The organism is Streptococcus sp. HMSC065H07 (genome assembly GCF_001837325.1).
Taxonomy (GTDB): domain Bacteria; phylum Bacillota; class Bacilli; order Lactobacillales; family Streptococcaceae; genus Streptococcus; species Streptococcus salivarius_H.
On the sequence record NZ_KV832043.1, the window covers coordinates 58,118 to 76,307 of the forward strand.

The window sequence follows — 18,190 nt, forward strand, 5'->3', positions numbered from 1 at the left end:
TATGAAAAAATAGCGAAACCCTTAGGGTTTCGCTATTTTGCTATGTCATAGAATTATTTTTCAAATTCTGCTTTTGATTTAGTATCTGCGTATTCTTCAGCGACTTCGCTTGAAAGAATGTCATTGTAACTTGGCAATTTAATGTCTTGGCCATATTTGTTACGAAGGGCAGTAGTGACCAAACGGTAGGCCAGGTTGGCGTTACGAGAAAGAATTGGTCCATGGAAGTAGCTACCATAAACATTTTTATAGTGGACACCCTCAGAACCGTCTTCCTTGTTATTACCATTACCGTAGACCACTTTTCCAAGTGGTTTTTCATCATCAGAGAGGAAGGTACGCCCTTGGTGATTCTCAAAGCCATAGTAAGTTTCATCGAACTCTTCGTTATGGATCTTGATGTCACCAATATAACGATTATTTTCTTGATTAAGGGTGTAGTGGCCCATAACACCGATACCATCAATGCGGACACCATTAGCTTGGATGTAATATTGACCAAGAAGTTGGAAACCACCACAGATGGCAAGAATTACTTTGTTATCTTGGATGAATTGACCAATAGCCTCACGCTTAGTTGGGAGGTCTTTAGCAACGATGGATTGTTCGTAGTCTTGACCACCTCCAAAGAAGACCATGTCGTAGTGGTCCTTGTCGAAGTCATCACCAACTGAAACGATGTCGAAGGTCATCTTAGCACCAAGTTTTTCACCCACGTATTTGATCATAAGAACATTTCCGTTGTCACCGTAGGTATTGAGTAGATTACCATAAAGGTGGGCAACATTTAGGTCATAGGTGTAGTCACGATTTTCTGGAGATTTGAGTGAAGTATAAGTCATTAGTTCATCTCCTTTCCGACAGCATGACGTTGAGCAAGAATATCACGGAATTCAAGCATGGCAGTGTAGGTCGCTAAGATATAGGCATGATCGCAATCTTGTTTTTCAATCAAGGCCATAATATCTTCAAGTTTTTCTGCTTGCGTAATCTTTTCTTCTGGATAGCCGGTTACACGAAGACGGCGGGCAATTTCAGAATGGCGAACACCACCAGCGTTAATCTCAGGGATATCCATCTCGATAATGCTTTCAAAGTTGGCATCCCAAATCCAGCTAGTATCAATACCATCAGCATAATTGGCGTTAAGAAGGACTGACAAGCTAAACGGATAATCTGCAAGTTTAATCATATCGAGAGCTTGGCTGGCTCCTACTGGATTCTTAATTAGTACGAGAGTACATGATTTGTCACCAATCTTAAAGGTTTCTTGGCGACCAAAGACAGCACGACTCTTATCAAAACCAGCTTTGATTTGCTCTGGAGCCACTCCGAAGAATTCAGCGACAGAGACTGCAGCAAGGGCATTGTAGATGTTATAAAGACCACCGACATTAATCTTGTAATCTTGTCCATCAATGACAAATTCAGAAGTAGTGTTGGTGATTTTAGTCAACTCTGTCAGCTTATAATCTAATTCTGGACGGTGGAAGTCGCAGTTAAGGCACACATAGTCACCCAAGTTAGCGTAAGTATTAAGGCGATACTGAAGAATACTCTCACATTTAGGGCAGACAATACCTTCAGTATTATAATGAGCCAGCTCAGGATCATGTTTTTCAGTGTCAAAACCGTAGAAGCGCACGGGATTGACTACCTCTTTAGAATTGAAAAGAGGACTGTCTCCATTAGCCAAAATAGTAGCCTCAGGCGCCTTAGCAGCACCATCTAAAATCATCTGATAAGTGGTATAGATTTCACCATAGCGGTCCATTTGGTCACGGAAAATATTTGTGAAAACAAAAAGACTTGGAGTGATGTACTCAGTGATTTTTGGAAGGCTGGCCTCGTCAATTTCCAAGACAGCAATTTTCTTACCAGACTTGGCTTTTTTAGCTGTTAGGAAAGTAGAAGTGATCCCTGTGATCATGTTGGCTCCGCTAGGATTGGTCACAATCTCACCAAAAGCTTCTTTAAGAATACCTACTGTCAAAGCCGTTGTCAGAGTCTTACCGTTGGTTCCAGTAACAACGACAATTTCGTAGTCCTTGGCTAAAGTGTCTAAAATATCTTTGTCAAATTTAAGGGCAATTTTTCCAGGCAGGGTTGAACCACGTCCCAATTTTGAAAGGACGAAATGGCTAGCTTTACCCGCCAGAATTCCCATGGTAGTTTTCATAGTCATGAATTTATTTTATCACAAAAAGTAGTGATTGTAGTCTCAAAATAGTTAGAATTCGTGGTATAATAGAAACTGTTTAAAAATTAAAAGAAAGTGTGATATGTATGGGAATACTTTCGTCCATTGATATTGATTTTTGGCGGTCACTCTTTGATAGTCCGCTGAAAGTTATCGTCAATAGTTTGGACATATTGATTGTTGCTTTTTTAATTTATCGCTTTATTAGGGCCCTACGAGGGACAAAAATTATGACCCTTGTTCAAGGGGTTGTCTTATTTATTTTAGTCAAACTGATTTCTGATTTTATAGGCTTCACGACGATTTCTTATTTGATGAATCAGGTTATCAACTATGGAGCCATTGCGGCGGTTGTAATCTTTGCGCCAGAGCTTCGTTCTGCACTTGAAACCTTTGGACGTACGCCTCAGCATTTTTTGCAAAATAAAGAGGTTAGCTCAGATGAGAAGTTGGTTCAAGCTTTCGTTAAAGCTGTTAAGTACATGAGTCCTCGTAAGATTGGGGCGCTGGTTTCTATTGAACAGACTCAGACCTTACAAGAGCAGATTGCGACGGGTATTCCACTTGATGCAGTGGTGACTGGGGAACTGTTAATTAATATTTTCATCCCAAATACACCGCTTCATGATGGGGCTGTTATCATCAGAGATAGCAAGGTTGCGACGGCTTGTTCTTATCTGCCATTGACGGAATCTAATAAGATTTCCAAAGAGTTTGGAACTAGACATAGGGCTGCTATTGGTCTTTCAGAACAGACAGATGCACTGACCTTTGTTGTGTCTGAGGAAACTGGTGCGATTTCAATTGCTTACAAGGGGAATTTTATCCATGATCTCTCGGTTCAAGAATTTGAACAAGAGTTGAGTCTTATTTTGTTGAAAGAACAAGAACCACGTCAGTCATTCTTCCAACGTTGGATTGGAGGTAGCAAAAAATGAAGCGTTTCGTAAATTTCTTTAAAAACGATCGTTTATGGCAGATGCTAGTTGCTCTCTTCTTTGCTGTGGTACTCTTTTTCACGGCATGGTCGGGAAATACGCAAAATAAAAACAATAGCTCAAGTGCATCTAATACCTTTACACAAACCGTTGAGTCGGTTCCTGTGGATATTAAATATGATAGTGATAAGTACTTTATCAGTGGTTATTCCTATGATGCCGAAGTCTATTTGACCGCGACAACACAGCTGGCTTTAACGACTGAGACAAGTAGTGATACGCGTCACTTTAAATTAGTTGCTGATTTGTCGAATCTGGGTCAAGGAACCAGTCGAGTACCTATTCAGGTTAAGGATCTTCCAGCTGGAATGTCTGCGCAAGTATCGCCATCAACCTTGACGGCGACTATTGGTAAAAAAGCCAGCAAGACCTTTGACGTCGTAGCTAACATCACATCAGATAAGTTAGCAAATGGCTATGAAGTTAAAAAAGTTAGCCTGGATGCAACCAAGGTAGAGGTGACTTCGAGTGAAGATATCATTAACCAGATTGATCATGTTCAAGCAGTATTGGAAGGCGATTCCAACCTGTCTGAAGATTATGATGGGAACTTGGTCCTTCAAGCAGTTTCGACCAATGGAACAGTCCTAGCAAGTTCAATCTCACCAGCTAAGGTGCATGCCAAGATTAGTTTGCGAAAATTAAGCAAATCTGTTCCTGTAAAGGTCGAACTGACTGGAGATAAGGCTAGCAATGTGTCTAGTATCAGCTACAGCTTTAATCGTGGACATGTGACTATTGTTGGTAGCCAAGAAGCTATGGATAAGATTGATAGCATTACAGTCCCTGTGGACATTAGCCAAGTGACTAAGGACACTTCAAAAACAATAGACCTTAAGGCAGAAGGTGTTACGGTTCAGCCTGGCACTGTTAAGGTTAACTTAAAAGTTACGCAAAAATAGGGGAGTTACATTTTTCCTAAATTCATGTATAATGGATGGGATTGAGAGGGACTAATCTCATAAAAATGTAACCAATTAAAAATGTTTAAAATCAAGGGTTGAAAATATTGGCGAAATCTTATAAAGTTAGATTGTCTAGATAGATTTCACTAGATTGACTCTTGCTAAACAGCATCACAGTTTAAGGAGGATTTAGTGCTCAAGCACTAATAATAAAATTATGGGTAAATATTTTGGAACAGACGGTGTTCGTGGAGAAGCAAACGTTGAACTTACGCCTGAATTGGCCTTTAAATTAGGTCGTTTTGGTGGTTATGTGCTTAGCCAACATGAGACTGGCCGTCCTAAAGTTTTTGTGGCACGTGATACACGTATCTCTGGTGAGATGTTGGAATCTGCCTTAGTAGCAGGTTTGCTCTCAGTGGGTATTGAAGTCTACAAACTTGGAGTACTTGCGACACCTGGCGTCTCATACTTGGTCCGTACAGAAAATGCAAGCGCTGGTGTTATGATTTCAGCTAGCCATAATCCAGCTCTTGATAATGGTATCAAGTTCTTTGGTGGCGATGGTTTAAAATTGGATGATGCGCGTGAAGCGGAAATTGAAGCCCTTCTCGATGCTACAGAAGATACGCTTCCACGCCCTTCGGCTGAAGGACTTGGAACACTTGTGGATTATCCAGAGGGTCTTCGTAAATACGAAAAATTCTTGGTGGCTACAGGTGTTGACCTCGGTGGCATGAAAGTTGCCTTGGATGCGGCTAATGGAGCAGCTGCGGTATCTGCACGTAACATTTTCCTTGATTTGAACGCAGAAATCTCTGTTATTGGTGACCAACCTGATGGCCTTAACATCAATGCTGGTGTTGGTTCGACACACCCAGAGCAGTTGCAAGCCTTGGTTAAAGAAACTGGCTCAGCTATTGGTCTTGCCTTTGATGGTGACAGTGACCGTCTCATCGCTGTTGATGAAAATGGCGATATTGTTGATGGTGATAAGGTGATGTATATCATTGGTAAACATTTGTCTCAAAAAGGCGAGTTGGCTAAAAATACTATTGTAACAACAGTTATGTCAAACCTTGGTTTCCACAAGGCACTTGACCGTGAAGGCATTAACAAGGCAGTGACTGCTGTTGGTGACCGTTATGTTGTCGAAGAAATGCGTAAAAACGGCTACAACCTTGGTGGTGAACAGTCTGGACACGTTATTATCATGGATTACAACACAACTGGTGATGGTCAATTGACAGCAATCCAATTGACTAAAGTCATGGTTGAAACAGGTAAGAGCTTGTCTGTATTGGCTTCAGAAGTGACCATCTATCCACAAAAATTGGTTAATATCCGTGTGGAAAATAGCATGAAAGATAAGGCTATGGAAGTTCCTGCAATTGCCGCTATCATTGAAAAAATGGAAGCTGAGATGGCTGGAAATGGACGTATCTTGGTTCGTCCAAGTGGTACCGAACCTCTTCTTCGTGTTATGGCAGAAGCCCCAACAGATGATGAAGTGAATTACTACGTTGATACGATTGCTGATGTTGTTCGTGCAGAAATTGGATTGGACTAAGTATGATAGCTAAGCTCAGAGCCTTCATGGCCACCGAAGTTTTCAAGTACCTTTTCTTTGGTGTCTTGGCAACTTTGGTCTATATGGTCAGTCGTACTTTGATTTTCCAGTTTACCCAACAAGGAACACTTTCAGCAGTCTTAGCGAATGCGATTGCCATTATCTTTGCCTTTTTTACAAATGACATGTTTGTCTTTAATCAGGAAAAGACAGGTATGGTTACGCGCTTTGTTAAGTTTGTGGGTGCTCGCCTATTGACCTTGGTCTTGGATTTGGCTCTGGCCTATTTCTTGGTCGATACCTATCCAGAAATTATTGGTCAATTTGTTGGTCATAGTCATGCTTGGGTAAACGGTATCGAGAGCCTCTTCTCTCAGGTCCTTATCATTGTATTGAACTATATTATTTCTAAATTCTTCGTCTTTACAGGCGAGAAAGTATAAACATAAAGGAAGTTGTTAGGAAATGTGTTAAAACCATTTCTTACCAACTTCCTTTTTTGATATAATTGAATAGACTTAAAAAAATAGAAAGATGAAATATGTACGTACAATTATCTCAACGCCTTAAGGATGTAGCAACCTACGTTCCGAAAGGCGCAAAACTCTTGGATGTAGGCAGTGATCATGCCTATCTTCCGATTTATTTACTTGAAAAAGGTTTGATTACTTCAGCTATTGCTGGTGAAGTGGTAAAAGGCCCTTATGAATCTGCTCTTGCTAATGTCTCAGCTTCTGGTTTCCAAGATAAAATAGATGTGCGCTTGGCTAATGGCTTGGCTGCCTTCGAACCTGCTGATGAGGTAACAACTATCACGATTTGTGGCATGGGAGGACGTCTTATTGCGGATATCCTAGATGCTGGAAAGGACAAACTAACAGGCGTAGACCGTCTGATTTTACAACCAAATAATCGTGAAGATGATCTCCGTATTTGGTTGATGGAAAATGGTTTTGAGATTATTGCCGAATCCATCATGACTGAAAATGGCAAATATTACGAAATCATGGTGGCAGAAGCTGGACATATGAGCCTTTCAGACAAGGAAGTGCGTTTTGGTCCTCATCTCATGAAAGACCAATCTCAGGTTTTCCAGCTCAAATGGCAGAGAGAAATCAATAAACTAGAGATTGCTTTAGGCTCCATTCCTCTTGCCAATCAGACTGACCGTGCAGCTATTGAAGATAAAATTCAAACCATTAAGGAGGTTTTGAACTATGTTAGCTAGTGAACTTATCAAGACTTATGAAGAATTTTGTCCACAGGAGCTTTCCATGGAAGGTGATGTGGTTGGTTTGCAGATTGGCAGTCTGGACAAGGAGATTCAGAAGGTCATGGTTACCTTGGATGTTCGTGAAAATACAGTAGCTGAAGCTATTGAAAAGGGTGTGGACCTTATCATTGCTAAGCACGCTCCAATTTTCCGTCCAGTTAAGGATTTGGTGTCTTCGCCTGACCGAGATATTTTGCTTGACCTGGTTAAGCATGATATTGCAGTCTATGTGAGTCATACTAATATTGATGTTGTTAATGATGGCCTTAATGATTGGTTCTGTGACTTACTTGACATTAAAGACACCACTTATTTAACGCAGACTTCTGAAAATCATGGAATCGGTCGAGTGGGTGATATCGCGCCACAGACCATTGAAGAACTTGCTCTCAAAGTAAAAGCAGTTTTTGGCTTGGACAGTGTTCGCTTGGTTCGTTATGACCATGATAATCCTCTTGTTAGCCGTGTGGCTATTTGTGGGGGTAGCGGTCAAGGATTTTACCAAGATGCTTTGAAAAAGGGCGCACAAGTCTTCATCACTGGTGATGTTTACTACCATACAGGGCAAGAAATGATTACTAATGGTCTCTTGGCTATTGACCCTGGGCACCATATTGAAGCCCTCTTTATCTCAAAGATTGCTGAGAAACTTGAGGTCTGGAAACGTGAGCATGAGTGGAATGTGACCATACTTGAAAGTCAGTCCTCAACCAATCCTTTTGACCATTTGTAGGAGGATGTGTCTGTGACTTGGCTTTTGCATCAAAATGTGGTCTTTTTGGCCTTACTTGCAGGTCTTTTTACTTGGGGCTGTACCATTGTCGGCTCGGCCATTGTTTTCTTCTTCAAGAATATTAGTCGTAAATTATTAGATATCATGATGGGCTTTGCGGCTGGTGTCATGATTGCGGCCTCTTTTTGGTCACTTTTGGATCCCTCTTTAACTTATGCGACTCAAAATGGCTATGGGAAGTGGTCATGGTTCCCTGCGGCAGCTGGTTTCTTGCTTGGAGGTGTTGCCCTTCGTTTGATTGATGCCGTCGTTCCCCATTTGCATTTGGGGAATGACATCTCTAAAGCAGAAGGTATTCAACCTCGTAAGAAAAAGTTGTCCAAGACAGCCCTGCTTTTTTTGGCTATCACCATTCATAATTTTCCAGAGGGATTAGCAGTCGGTGTGACTTTCGGCGCCTTGGCTGGTGGCAATATGACATTCGCGGGTCTTATGGGAGCCATTGGTCTAGCTATAGGTATTGGTTTGCAGAATGTCCCTGAAGGTGCAGCCCTCTCAGTTCCTATTCGAGCAGATGGAAAATCTCGTATCAAGGCCTTTTATTGGGGATCTATGTCAGCTATCGTGGAGCCTATAGGGGCTGTTATGGGAGCTGCTCTTGTCATGTTGATGATGGCGATTATTCCTTATGCTTTGGCCTTTGCGGCTGGTGCCATGATTTTTGTGGTAACGGAGGAATTGATTCCTGAATCACAAACCAATGGTAATACTGACGTAGCAACCTTGGGCCTTATGGTTGGCTTTGTCGTCATGATGGTCATGGACGTGGCCTTGGGGTAAAAGAATAATAAAGAGCTGTGCCTATTGATATAGGACTCAGCTCTTTTCAAATAGATGGAGTAAAAAATGAAAATTGCAATTGTTGGAGCAGGTATTGTCGGTTCAACGGCTGCCTATTACTTATCAAAAGAAAAAGGCGTAGAAGTTACAGTATTTGATCATGGTCTTGGACAAGCAACCAAGGCAGCAGCTGGTATTATCAGCCCCTGGTTTTCCAAGCGTCGTAATAAGGCCTGGTATCGCATGGCCCGTTTGGGAGCCGATTTTTACCAAGATTTAGTTTCAGATCTTAAAAAGGATGGTTATGACACGAGCTTCTATGATCAGTCTGGTGTAGCCCTTCTCAAGAAAGACGATAGTAAATTGGACGGTTTGTATCAGCATGCAGAAACGAGACTAGAAGAATCACCCATTATTGGTGAACTCTCTATAAAAAATGCTGAGAATCTCCCTGAATTCACTGGATTTGACCATTATCTCTATGCTTCTGGAGGAGCCAGAGTGGAAGGGGCAGAGTTGACAGCTACCTTGATTGATGCCTCTGGTTTTGAAAAGGTGGGGGGACGAGTTACACTCTCTCCTCTTGACAATGGCACTTACGAGATTAATGCTCAAACTTTTGATAAGGTCATTCTCGCTTGTGGTGCCTGGCTAGGTCAAACGCTTGAACCCCTTGGTTTTGAAGTAGATGTTCGCCCCCAAAAAGGTCAATTACGTGACTATTTCTTTGAGGGGTTAGATACTGGTAAGTTGCCTGTTTTGATGCCAGAGGGTGAACTAGATGTTATCCCATTTGCTGGTGGAAAGATTTCGGTAGGAGCCAGCCACGAAAATGACCAAGGCTTTGATTTGACAGTTGATGAGACTGTACTTGCAAGTCTGGAGGAAGAGGCTAAGACCTATTTCCCTGACTTAAGCACGGCTAAGTCCTTCTCAGAACGTGTGGGAACGAGAGCCTACACGAGTGATTTCTCTCCTTTCTTTGGAGAAGTTCCAGAGCTTGAGAGTGTCCTTGTTGCTTCTGGTTTAGGATCTTCAGGGCTCACGACAGGGCCACTGATTGGAAAAAATCTGGTTGATTTGGCCATGAATCGACCTGGTAGCTTGGATAGTGCGGACTATCCAGTGGCTCAGTACATTAAGAAAAAAGACTAATAGTATTAAAGTTATTCTAGATATTTAGACTCAAGAATCAGTTGGCTATTTCTTGCTATTGAGGGATGTTGGCTGATTCTTTTTTTATTAGAGTTATTTACATCCATTTCTTATTTGATTAGAAAATGATAAAATAGTAACTGTTCATCGATTGTAGGTGAATACTAATAAAAAATGGGGAGGGACTATGTTCCAAAAAGTTAAAGTATATGTGACAGTCTTTGTTTCCTTGTTAGCCATAAGTTTAGGCTTGTCTGTCAAAGCAGGGGCAGCAGAAGACTTGGCTGTGACAAAGACAAGAATTGTCCTAGAGAGTTATGAGTTTGGTCCTGCTGTAACCAAAGTCATTTTTGAATTTAATCAGAAGGTCACACCAGAGGTTGTCCACAGCTCAACCCAGGTTACAACAGCAGGAGTTAGCCGTCAGGTGACGAATTCTTATGTGTCCGACGATCAGGGGCATGTGGTCTATTATGATAACAGCAAGTACGTGACACTTGAATTGAGCCTACCTTCTTATAATCGCTACAACATGGGTGGAAATGCTGAACCTATGTATTTTAACCTTTCTACTTGGACTAACCAATGGCTGGAAAGTTATATGGTATCGATGAAAGATTTGTCAGTAGTGGCAGAAGGTAGTAGTCAGTCGCAAATGGTGTCTTCTGAGCAAGATGCCATCAATAATCGTTTGATGCCAACAACGGAGGTTTTCGATGAGCGAGGGCAGGTAGGTAACATGCAGTATGCGGCTTATAGTGCCCAGACCGGTACGGGAAATAGCACCAAACCTTTGATAGTCTGGCTACACGGCATTGGTGAAAGAGGGACAGATATAAATATTCCCCTTCTTTCAAATGACGTCTATGCGCTTACCCAGCCTGATATTCAAGGCCATTTCTTAACAACTGGTGATCAGGCGCGTGGGGTCAATGTGCTTGCTGTTCAAACGCAGACACCTTGGGGGTCGGATAATGCATCACAACTCAAAGAGACCATTGATACCTACCTAGCCAATCACCCAGAGGTAGATAAGGGACGAATTTATCTTGCAGGGGTTTCCAATGGTGGTGGTATGGTCTTGACCATGGGAGCAACCTATCCAGATTATTTTGCAGCTCTCATTCCAATTGCTGCTCCCTTAACTGTTGACCAATCTGGGATTGATAAACTGAAGGACCAGCCTATGTGGTTGATTCACACGAAAGCAGACGCAACAGTTCAACCAGAAAATAGTGTCTTGCCTCTATACAAGAGTTTGATTACCTCTGGAGCTTCTAACAAATGGTTTTCATACTTTGAAACAGCTACCGGGACTGATCTTCCTGGTACAGAGTATGATGGGCATTGGGCTTGGATTTATTTCTTCCATGACCAGGTGATTGGCGTTCAGCATCCTGAAAATACGAAAAATTGGGATGGTTATAGTGGTATGGTAGCCACTGACCCAACCTATGGCGGTGGCTCTCGAGCTAGTGTCAATGGGCAAACCTATAACAGTATCTTTGACTGGATAAGTGCACAAAGACACTAAGAGTATGATAATTACACTTCCCAAGGGGAATATATCAAGAAGTTGTCTTCAATCGAAAAGGGTTTCAATCGAAATCCTTTTTTGATTGGATTAAGAAAATGGACACTTGTGATTTTCTTAATGAAAGCTTAAGAACATAGGGTTTACCGTGACAAGAGGGCTGAAAAATGCTAAAATATAGGTAATATATTAGAGAAAAAAGGAGCCTTCTTATGAAAGGTATTATTCTTGCAGGCGGTTCAGGGACACGTTTGTATCCATTGACACGTGCTGCATCAAAACAACTGATGCCGATTTACGATAAACCAATGATTTACTATCCACTTTCAACGCTTATGTTGGCTGGTATTAAGGAAATCCTCATCATCTCAACGCCACAGGACCTTCCACGTTTTGAAGAGCTCCTTGGTGATGGTTCTGAGTTCGGTATTTCACTTTCTTATGCAGTACAACCAAGTCCAGATGGATTGGCTCAAGCCTTTATCATTGGTGAAGACTTCATTGGTGACGATAGTGTTGCCCTTGTCCTCGGGGATAACATTTTCCATGGCAATGGTCTTTCTGCCATGCTTCAACGTGCTGAAGCTAAGGAAAAAGGTGCTACAGTCTTTGGTTATCAAGTTAAGGACCCAGAACGTTTTGGTGTTGTTGAGTTTGACGACAATATGAATGCCATCTCTATCGAGGAAAAACCTGAGCATCCAAAATCAAACTTTGCTGTAACTGGTCTTTATTTCTATGACAATGATGTTGTGGAAATTGCCAAAAACATCAAGCCAAGCCCTCGTGGCGAACTTGAAATCACGGATGTTAACAAGGCTTACCTAGAACGTGGAGATCTCTCTGTTGAGCTTATGGGACGTGGCTTTGCTTGGTTGGATACAGGCACTCATGAAAGTCTCTTGCAAGCTGCTCAGTACATCGAAACAGTTCAACGTTTGCAAAATGTCCAAGTAGCTAACCTTGAAGAGATTGCCTATCGCATGGGTTATATTACTAAAGAACAGGTTCTTGAATTGGCACAACCACTTAAGAAAAACGAATACGGACAATATTTGCTCCGTTTGATTGGAGAAGCATAATGACTGAACAATTTTTTGGTAAAGAACTAGCTGCCCGCAAGATTGATGCCATCCCAGGTCTGCTTGAATTTGATATTCCTGTTCATGGAGATAACCGTGGATGGTTCAAGGAAAACTTCCAAAAGGAAAAGATGTTGCCACTCGGTTTTCCAGAGTCATTCTTTGCAGAAGGAAAATTGCAAAATAACGTTTCTTTCTCACGTAAAAATGTTTTGCGTGGCTTGCACGCTGAGCCTTGGGATAAATACATCTCAGTAGCAGATGAAGGAAAGGTTCTTGGAACTTGGGTTGACCTCCGTGAAGGCGAAACGTTTGGGAATACTTATCAAACTGTTATTGATGCCTCAAAAGGAATCTTTGTTCCTCGTGGTGTTGCTAATGGTTTCCAAGTTTTGTCTGACAAAGTATCATACAGCTACCTTGTAAACGATTACTGGGCACTTGAACTTAAACCTAAATACGCCTTTGTCAATTATGCTGACCCAAGCCTTGATATCAAGTGGGAAAACTTGGAAGAAGCAGAAGTCTCAGAAGCAGATAAAAATCACCCATTGCTCAAAGACGTTAAACCACTAAGAGCAGAAGATTTGTAAGAATAAACCTTGCACAGTATTTTTGCGACTGCAAGGAGCGTTATAAGATTGTTCCTGCCCTAGTGAAAACAAGATTCCCTAAGGGAATCTTGTAGGGAAATCTAGAGACTTAGGCTCCGGATTTAGCCATGAAACCGAAGGGTTGCTGGCGTCCCTCACTAGCTAAAGGAACGGTCAAGGAACTAAGAAATTTGGAGAAAAAATGACTGAATATAAAAATATCATCGTAACTGGTGGCGCAGGTTTCATCGGTTCAAACTTCGTACACTATGTCTACAACAATCATCCAGACGTGCATGTGACTGTCCTTGACAAACTCACTTACGCTGGTAACCGTGCTAACATTGAAGAAATCCTTGGTGACCGTGTTGAATTGGTTGTTGGTGATATTGCTGACGCTGAATTGGTCGATAAATTGGCTGCTAAGGCTGATGCTATCGTTCACTACGCGGCTGAAAGTCACAATGATAATTCATTGAACGACCCATCACCATTTATCCACACAAACTTTATTGGTACATACACACTTTTGGAAGCTGCTCGTAAATATGATATTCGTTTCCACCACGTTTCAACAGACGAAGTGTATGGTGACCTTCCATTGCGTGAAGATCTCCCTGGACATGGTGAAGGTCCTGGTGAAAAATTCACAGCAGAAACCAAATACAACCCATCATCACCTTATTCATCAACTAAGGCTGCTTCAGACCTTATCGTTAAAGCATGGGTGCGTTCATTTGGTGTTAAGGCAACTATTTCAAACTGCTCAAACAATTATGGACCATACCAACACATCGAAAAATTCATCCCACGTCAAATTACCAATATCTTATCAGGTATTAAACCAAAACTTTATGGTGAAGGTAAAAACGTCCGTGACTGGATTCACACTAACGACCATTCAACTGGTGTTTGGGCTATCCTCACTAAAGGTCGTATCGGTGAAACTTACTTGATTGGTGCTGATGGTGAAAAGAATAACAAGGAAGTGCTTGAGCTTATCCTTGAAAAAATGGGTCAACCAAAAGACGCATACGACCGTGTTACAGACCGTGCTGGTCATGATTTGCGTTACGCGATTGATTCAACAAAATTGCGTGAAGAACTTGGTTGGGAACCACAATTCACAAACTTCGAATCAGGTTTGGAAGAAACGATTAAGTGGTATACAGATCACCAAGATTGGTGGAAAGCTGAAAAAGAAGCTGTTGAAGCTAACTATGCTAAGACTCAAGAAGTGCTTAAATAATTGAAAAATCTATCACTTCCAATCTAGTGATAGATTTTTCTGTTAAGAACTGTTAGGAGAGATGATGAATAGAAAAGAATGGATTGAATATTTTGAAGCGATTAATAATCGTAAGCCCACCATCCAGGAGTGTCAGCAGGCCCTTCTAAATGGTGAATTTGTTATGGAAGGAAAACAAGTTAATTTTTCCAACAATGGAAATTCCGTGACTGTAGGAACCATGCCTTTACCAAGTCAAATGGTTAACCAACCTTATGCACAGCAAATGGTCTTTGTTAAGAAGAAAAAGTTTGGGAAGAAGACTTTTATTAGTCTTGGTATTGCTTTATTTCTTGTCCTAGCAACAAGTCTTGGAGTCTTTTTGTTTTCTTCCAAAGGAACAAACTTGGGAGGTTTGTGGGTAACTAATGATAATGTTGGTTTGGTTTATGAGTTAAGTGGGAAGAAGTCAAAACTTGTTGCAGGTTATAGGGAAGAAGAAATCACAGAAATCTCTATTGGTAAGAAGGTTAGACAGAAATTTGAAACAAGCTTAGAGGAGCTCAGTGATTCAAAACTAAAAACGATTGCTGATTTTGACAAGAAATACCATTTACAGACCAAAGAGATCATACTGGTTAAGACGGGATGGTTTGGCTACTATAATCTGATTCAGAAGGATGGGACAAACTTAGTTCTAGATTTAACCTTATCAGATCTCTACTACGGATCAAGAAGAACCAAAGATTTAAAAAAGAAATGCCTTTTTCATAAGGCAGAGGTTCCAAAAGCCTTTGTTGGAAAATGGAAGATATTTGATGATGAAGGTGAATCAGAAGGAGAATTGACTATCTCTGAAAATGGTGTTATGACTACAGATTCTGATGATATAGATATCTTAATTGCTAAGCCTTTAAAAGAATATCTGGTGGATCAATCAGGCAGCGTAGATAATGGTAAGGTGCAAAAAGAGTTTGCTAAAATACAGAAGTCTCTTAAGTCACATGGTTATCATGCTAAGAGTGTTAATGACATCTACCACGATGCGAGCAAGTCATACTATTATGTCCTTGTAGATGGTGGTAAGCGCATTATTCTCTTAGAGGATAGCTTTAACCTTCTCTCTTATAAAGGTTATCTTGAAAGAGAAGAAAAGCACTAAACAGGATACCTTTCGCAGATGAATCGTTCTTAAATAATAGTCCAAAGTCTATCATTCCTATGGGAATGATAGACTTTTTTGCTTACACAGACATGTTAACTTAAGACAGGGATACAAACAATGACGTAAATGTTACAAAATTACAAATAATACTTGATTTTTGTAACAAAAAATATATAATAGACATATAGAAAGAGGTTTATGAAAATGAAAAGAAAAGTTATTCGTGTTTGCTCTCTTGTTTTGTTGTCTGTAGCTGTTTCTACAACCCTTGTTGGATGTGGCTCTAAGTCAGAAAAAGACACTGCATCATCATCTACAACGTCAACTTCTAAAGTTGTGAAGTCATCAGCAAAAACAAAAGCATCTGAGAAGAAATCTGCTAAAAAGGCTAAGACAGAGAATTCATCTTCAAAGGATTCTCAAGGTCAAGAAGAAGTGAGTGCTCCTGAAGCTAGCTCTTCAAAAAATCAAGCCACAGCAGGAACTGATGCTCAAGCAGGAACAAGTGGCAGTGCTGCATCTGAGTCAAAAAAGTCTAGTCAAGCAACAACTGATACTCAAAGTGACGCTCCTGTTCCAGCAGCTTTAGTAGGAACTTGGACAGGTACCAGTCCTCAGGCGACAGATATTAGTTTCACAGTAGATGCCAATGGTAACGTTACTTCAAAGGCAAATTTCAATGTCGATTACGAACCTTATCGTCAAAGTTCAACGACTGCTAAAGCCGTCCAAATTTCTGGTAATCTCTACGTTTGGGAGGGTGGCGATTTTTCAACCTTGCTTCCCGGTATTACTGGACTAGGGGGAGCTGGTTTCCAAGCTAAGCCTGGTTTTATTCTTGAAAATGGAACCTACACGCCAGTTCAATTCATCTCTGACTTAGGACCAACCTTTGATTATAGCAACTACAATGCTTTCCCATTCTCATTAACAAAATAATAGGAAGAGGCTATCTGGAGAGATGGCTTCTTTTTTGCCTCAACTCTTATCATTCATGGTCTCATTTCTGCTTAAAAAATGGTAGAATAGTTACATGCAAACAAAACCAACTTCAGCTTATGTGCATATTCCATTTTGCACACAAATTTGTTATTATTGTGACTTTTCCAAGGTCTTTATTAAAAATCAGCCCGTTGATGACTACCTACGGGCTTTGATTCGTGAGTGGGAGCTTTTAGATATCAAAGAGCTTCGCACGCTTTATATTGGTGGAGGGACCCCAACAGCTATTTCTGCGGAACAATTAGACTACCTCTTGAGCAATCTTCAGAAAAACTTGGATTTGTCTAAGCTGAAGGAATTTACTATTGAGGCCAATCCTGGGGATTTGACGGTTGATAAGATTGAGGTACTCAAAAAATCTGCTGTTAATCGCGTGTCTTTAGGGGTTCAGACTTTTGATGACAAGCACTTGCGTCAAATTGGTCGCAGTCACAATCAAGCACAGATTTACGAAAGTATTGATAGCTTAAAGGCTGCCGGTTTCCATAATATTTCCATTGACCTCATTTATGCGCTACCTGGTCAAACCATGGATCAGGTCAAGGAAAATGTGAGCAAGGCACTGGAACTGGATATTCCACACCTAAGTCTCTACAGTTTGATCTTGGAACATCACACGGTCTTTATGAATAAGATGCGTCGGGGTAAGCTCAATCTCCCAACTGAGGATTTGGAAGCAGAGATGTTTGACTATATTATCCAAGAGTTGGAAAAAAATGGTTTTGAGCATTATGAGATTTCCAACTTTACCAAACCTGGGATGGAGAGTCGTCACAATCTCATGTACTGGAATAATGATGAGTACTATGGAGTTGGTGCTGGAGCCTCTGGTTATGTTAATGGTGTTCGTTACCGTAATCGAGGGCCTATCCAACATTACCTGAAGGCTATAGCAGAGGATGGGCATGCTAGACTTCACGAGGAGCATCTGACTAAGGCGGAGATGATGGAGGAGGAGTTCTTCCTTGGTTTACGTAAAAAGTCGGGTGTGTCTATCAAACGGTTTGAAGAGAAGTTTGGTTTGTCATTTGCGGATACTTATGGAGACATTGTGGAAAAACTACAGGAAGATGGGCTCTTGGTTAAGGATCCTGAGGTGGTTCGTATGACAAAACGAGGACTCTTTCTGGGAGATAGTGTCGCTGAGCAATTTATCTTGGAGGATTAGATGGGATTAAAATTTAGTATTCCTTATCAGATTCCGTTTTATGAGACGGATATCACGCATCAGGTAAAATTACCACACTTACTGGCTTTTTCATTGCAAGTATCAGGTATGCAGTCAGAGTCTCTGGGTAATACGGATAAGGAAGTTTTTGATAAGTACGGTCTGGTTTGGATTGTGACAGACTATGCTATTGAGATTGACCGTTTGCCTCGTTACAATGAAAAGGTGACCATTACAACGGAAGCCGTTTCCTATAATAAGATTTTTTGTTACCGTAATTTTTACATCACGGATGAAACTGGTCAACAAATCATGCTCTTTAAGACTACTTTTGCTCTTATGGATTATGAAACGCGTAAGGTAGCCGAAGTGCCAGATGAGGTGGTAGCACCTTATGGGGCTGATAAGACTAAAAAGTTGCTTAGAGGACCTCGTTATAAGGCTTTGGAAAATCCAATTGAGACGCTTTATCGTGTGCGTTATTTTGACCTAGACATGAATGGCCATGTTAATAATAGCAAGTACTTGGAGTGGATGTTGGATGTTTTCGATTTGGACTTTTTGACCAAGTACACACCGGCCCATATTGACCTCAAGTATGTTAAGGAAATTCATCATGGATCAGAAATTTATTCAGGTTACGAGTTTGACCAAGAAAGTTTGAGCAGTCAACACCAGATTTGTGTGGACGGTAATGTTCATGCTCAGGCTATTATCCAATGGAAAGAAATAGGAGACGAGTAG

Annotated in this window: 18 protein-coding genes; 16 read left to right on the plus strand and 2 right to left on the minus strand. The window is 41.1% G+C overall.

Annotated features, from left to right (window positions below):
- Window positions 1-53: 53 nt before the first annotated feature.
- Together gatD and murT are read right to left on the minus strand one after the other, a co-directional pair.
- Window positions 54-842, minus strand: a complete 789-nt coding sequence (gene gatD / locus HMPREF2637_RS08755; protein ID WP_037600521.1) for a lipid II isoglutaminyl synthase subunit GatD — start codon at window positions 840-842, stop codon at window positions 54-56.
- Entirely contained in the window at window positions 842-2,185 is a 1,344-nt protein-coding gene (gene murT, locus HMPREF2637_RS08760) for a lipid II isoglutaminyl synthase subunit MurT (protein ID WP_064524702.1), read from the minus strand. Before murT ends, gatD begins: the two co-directional genes overlap by 1 nt.
- A 101-nt stretch (window positions 2,186-2,286) precedes the next feature.
- Here murT and cdaA point away from each other — a divergent pair, with 101 nt between their 5' ends.
- From cdaA to HMPREF2637_RS08840, 16 genes are all read left to right on the plus strand, one after another.
- Complete coding sequence (cdaA, locus tag HMPREF2637_RS08765; protein ID WP_070839985.1) at window positions 2,287-3,138, plus strand: diadenylate cyclase CdaA; 852 nt, start codon at window positions 2,287-2,289, stop codon at window positions 3,136-3,138.
- A complete protein-coding gene (locus tag HMPREF2637_RS08770) occupies window positions 3,135-4,100 on the plus strand; it encodes a CdaR family protein (protein ID WP_002890696.1) in 966 nt (321 codons plus the stop codon). The genes cdaA and HMPREF2637_RS08770 overlap by 4 nt, the downstream gene beginning before the upstream one ends.
- Before the next feature lie 220 nt (window positions 4,101-4,320).
- Window positions 4,321-5,673, plus strand: coding sequence for a phosphoglucosamine mutase (gene glmM / locus HMPREF2637_RS08775; protein WP_070839988.1), 1,353 nt, complete (start codon window positions 4,321-4,323; stop codon window positions 5,671-5,673).
- A 2-nt stretch (window positions 5,674-5,675) separates the two neighbouring features.
- A complete protein-coding gene (locus HMPREF2637_RS08780; RefSeq protein ID WP_013990768.1) occupies window positions 5,676-6,116 on the plus strand; it encodes a GtrA family protein in 441 nt (146 codons plus the stop codon).
- A gap of 98 nt (window positions 6,117-6,214) precedes the next feature.
- The gene (locus HMPREF2637_RS08785; protein ID WP_070655261.1) at window positions 6,215-6,901 is read left to right on the plus strand and encodes a tRNA (adenine(22)-N(1))-methyltransferase; all 687 of its coding nucleotides are present in this window, start codon (window positions 6,215-6,217) and stop codon (window positions 6,899-6,901) included.
- Window positions 6,891-7,679 (plus strand): Nif3-like dinuclear metal center hexameric protein, encoded by a 789-nt coding sequence (locus tag HMPREF2637_RS08790; protein WP_070839992.1) that lies wholly within the window; start codon window positions 6,891-6,893, stop codon window positions 7,677-7,679. Before HMPREF2637_RS08785 ends, HMPREF2637_RS08790 begins: the two co-directional genes overlap by 11 nt.
- Window positions 7,680-7,691: 12 nt before the next feature.
- Window positions 7,692-8,519: a ZIP family metal transporter gene (locus HMPREF2637_RS08795; RefSeq protein WP_037600988.1), complete on the plus strand. Its 828-nt coding sequence runs from the start codon at window positions 7,692-7,694 to the stop codon at window positions 8,517-8,519.
- Between the two features lie 66 nt (window positions 8,520-8,585).
- Window positions 8,586-9,674, plus strand: coding sequence for an NAD(P)/FAD-dependent oxidoreductase (locus HMPREF2637_RS08800; protein WP_070839995.1), 1,089 nt, complete (start codon window positions 8,586-8,588; stop codon window positions 9,672-9,674).
- Between the two features lie 187 nt (window positions 9,675-9,861).
- Window positions 9,862-11,208 (plus strand): acyl-CoA thioester hydrolase/BAAT C-terminal domain-containing protein, encoded by a 1,347-nt coding sequence (locus tag HMPREF2637_RS08805; protein WP_070839996.1) that lies wholly within the window; start codon window positions 9,862-9,864, stop codon window positions 11,206-11,208.
- 212 nt (window positions 11,209-11,420) lie between these two features.
- On the plus strand, window positions 11,421-12,290 hold the full coding sequence (rfbA, locus tag HMPREF2637_RS08810) for a glucose-1-phosphate thymidylyltransferase RfbA (RefSeq protein ID WP_002883992.1): 870 nt from the start codon (window positions 11,421-11,423) through the stop codon (window positions 12,288-12,290).
- Window positions 12,290-12,883: a dTDP-4-dehydrorhamnose 3,5-epimerase family protein gene (locus HMPREF2637_RS08815; RefSeq protein ID WP_014633275.1), complete on the plus strand. Its 594-nt coding sequence runs from the start codon at window positions 12,290-12,292 to the stop codon at window positions 12,881-12,883. The genes rfbA and HMPREF2637_RS08815 overlap by 1 nt, the downstream gene beginning before the upstream one ends.
- A 202-nt stretch (window positions 12,884-13,085) precedes the next feature.
- Window positions 13,086-14,132: a dTDP-glucose 4,6-dehydratase gene (rfbB, locus tag HMPREF2637_RS08820; RefSeq protein ID WP_002884100.1), complete on the plus strand. Its 1,047-nt coding sequence runs from the start codon at window positions 13,086-13,088 to the stop codon at window positions 14,130-14,132.
- Between the two features lie 64 nt (window positions 14,133-14,196).
- On the plus strand, window positions 14,197-15,273 hold the full coding sequence (locus HMPREF2637_RS08825; protein ID WP_064524691.1) for a hypothetical protein: 1,077 nt from the start codon (window positions 14,197-14,199) through the stop codon (window positions 15,271-15,273).
- Window positions 15,274-15,474: 201 nt separating this feature from the next.
- On the plus strand, window positions 15,475-16,215 hold the full coding sequence (locus HMPREF2637_RS08830) for a hypothetical protein (protein WP_064524689.1): 741 nt from the start codon (window positions 15,475-15,477) through the stop codon (window positions 16,213-16,215).
- A 94-nt stretch (window positions 16,216-16,309) separates the two neighbouring features.
- Complete coding sequence (gene hemW / locus HMPREF2637_RS08835; RefSeq protein ID WP_064524688.1) at window positions 16,310-17,446, plus strand: radical SAM family heme chaperone HemW; 1,137 nt, start codon at window positions 16,310-16,312, stop codon at window positions 17,444-17,446.
- Window positions 17,447-18,190, plus strand: a complete 744-nt coding sequence (locus tag HMPREF2637_RS08840) for an acyl-ACP thioesterase domain-containing protein (RefSeq protein WP_064524686.1) — start codon at window positions 17,447-17,449, stop codon at window positions 18,188-18,190.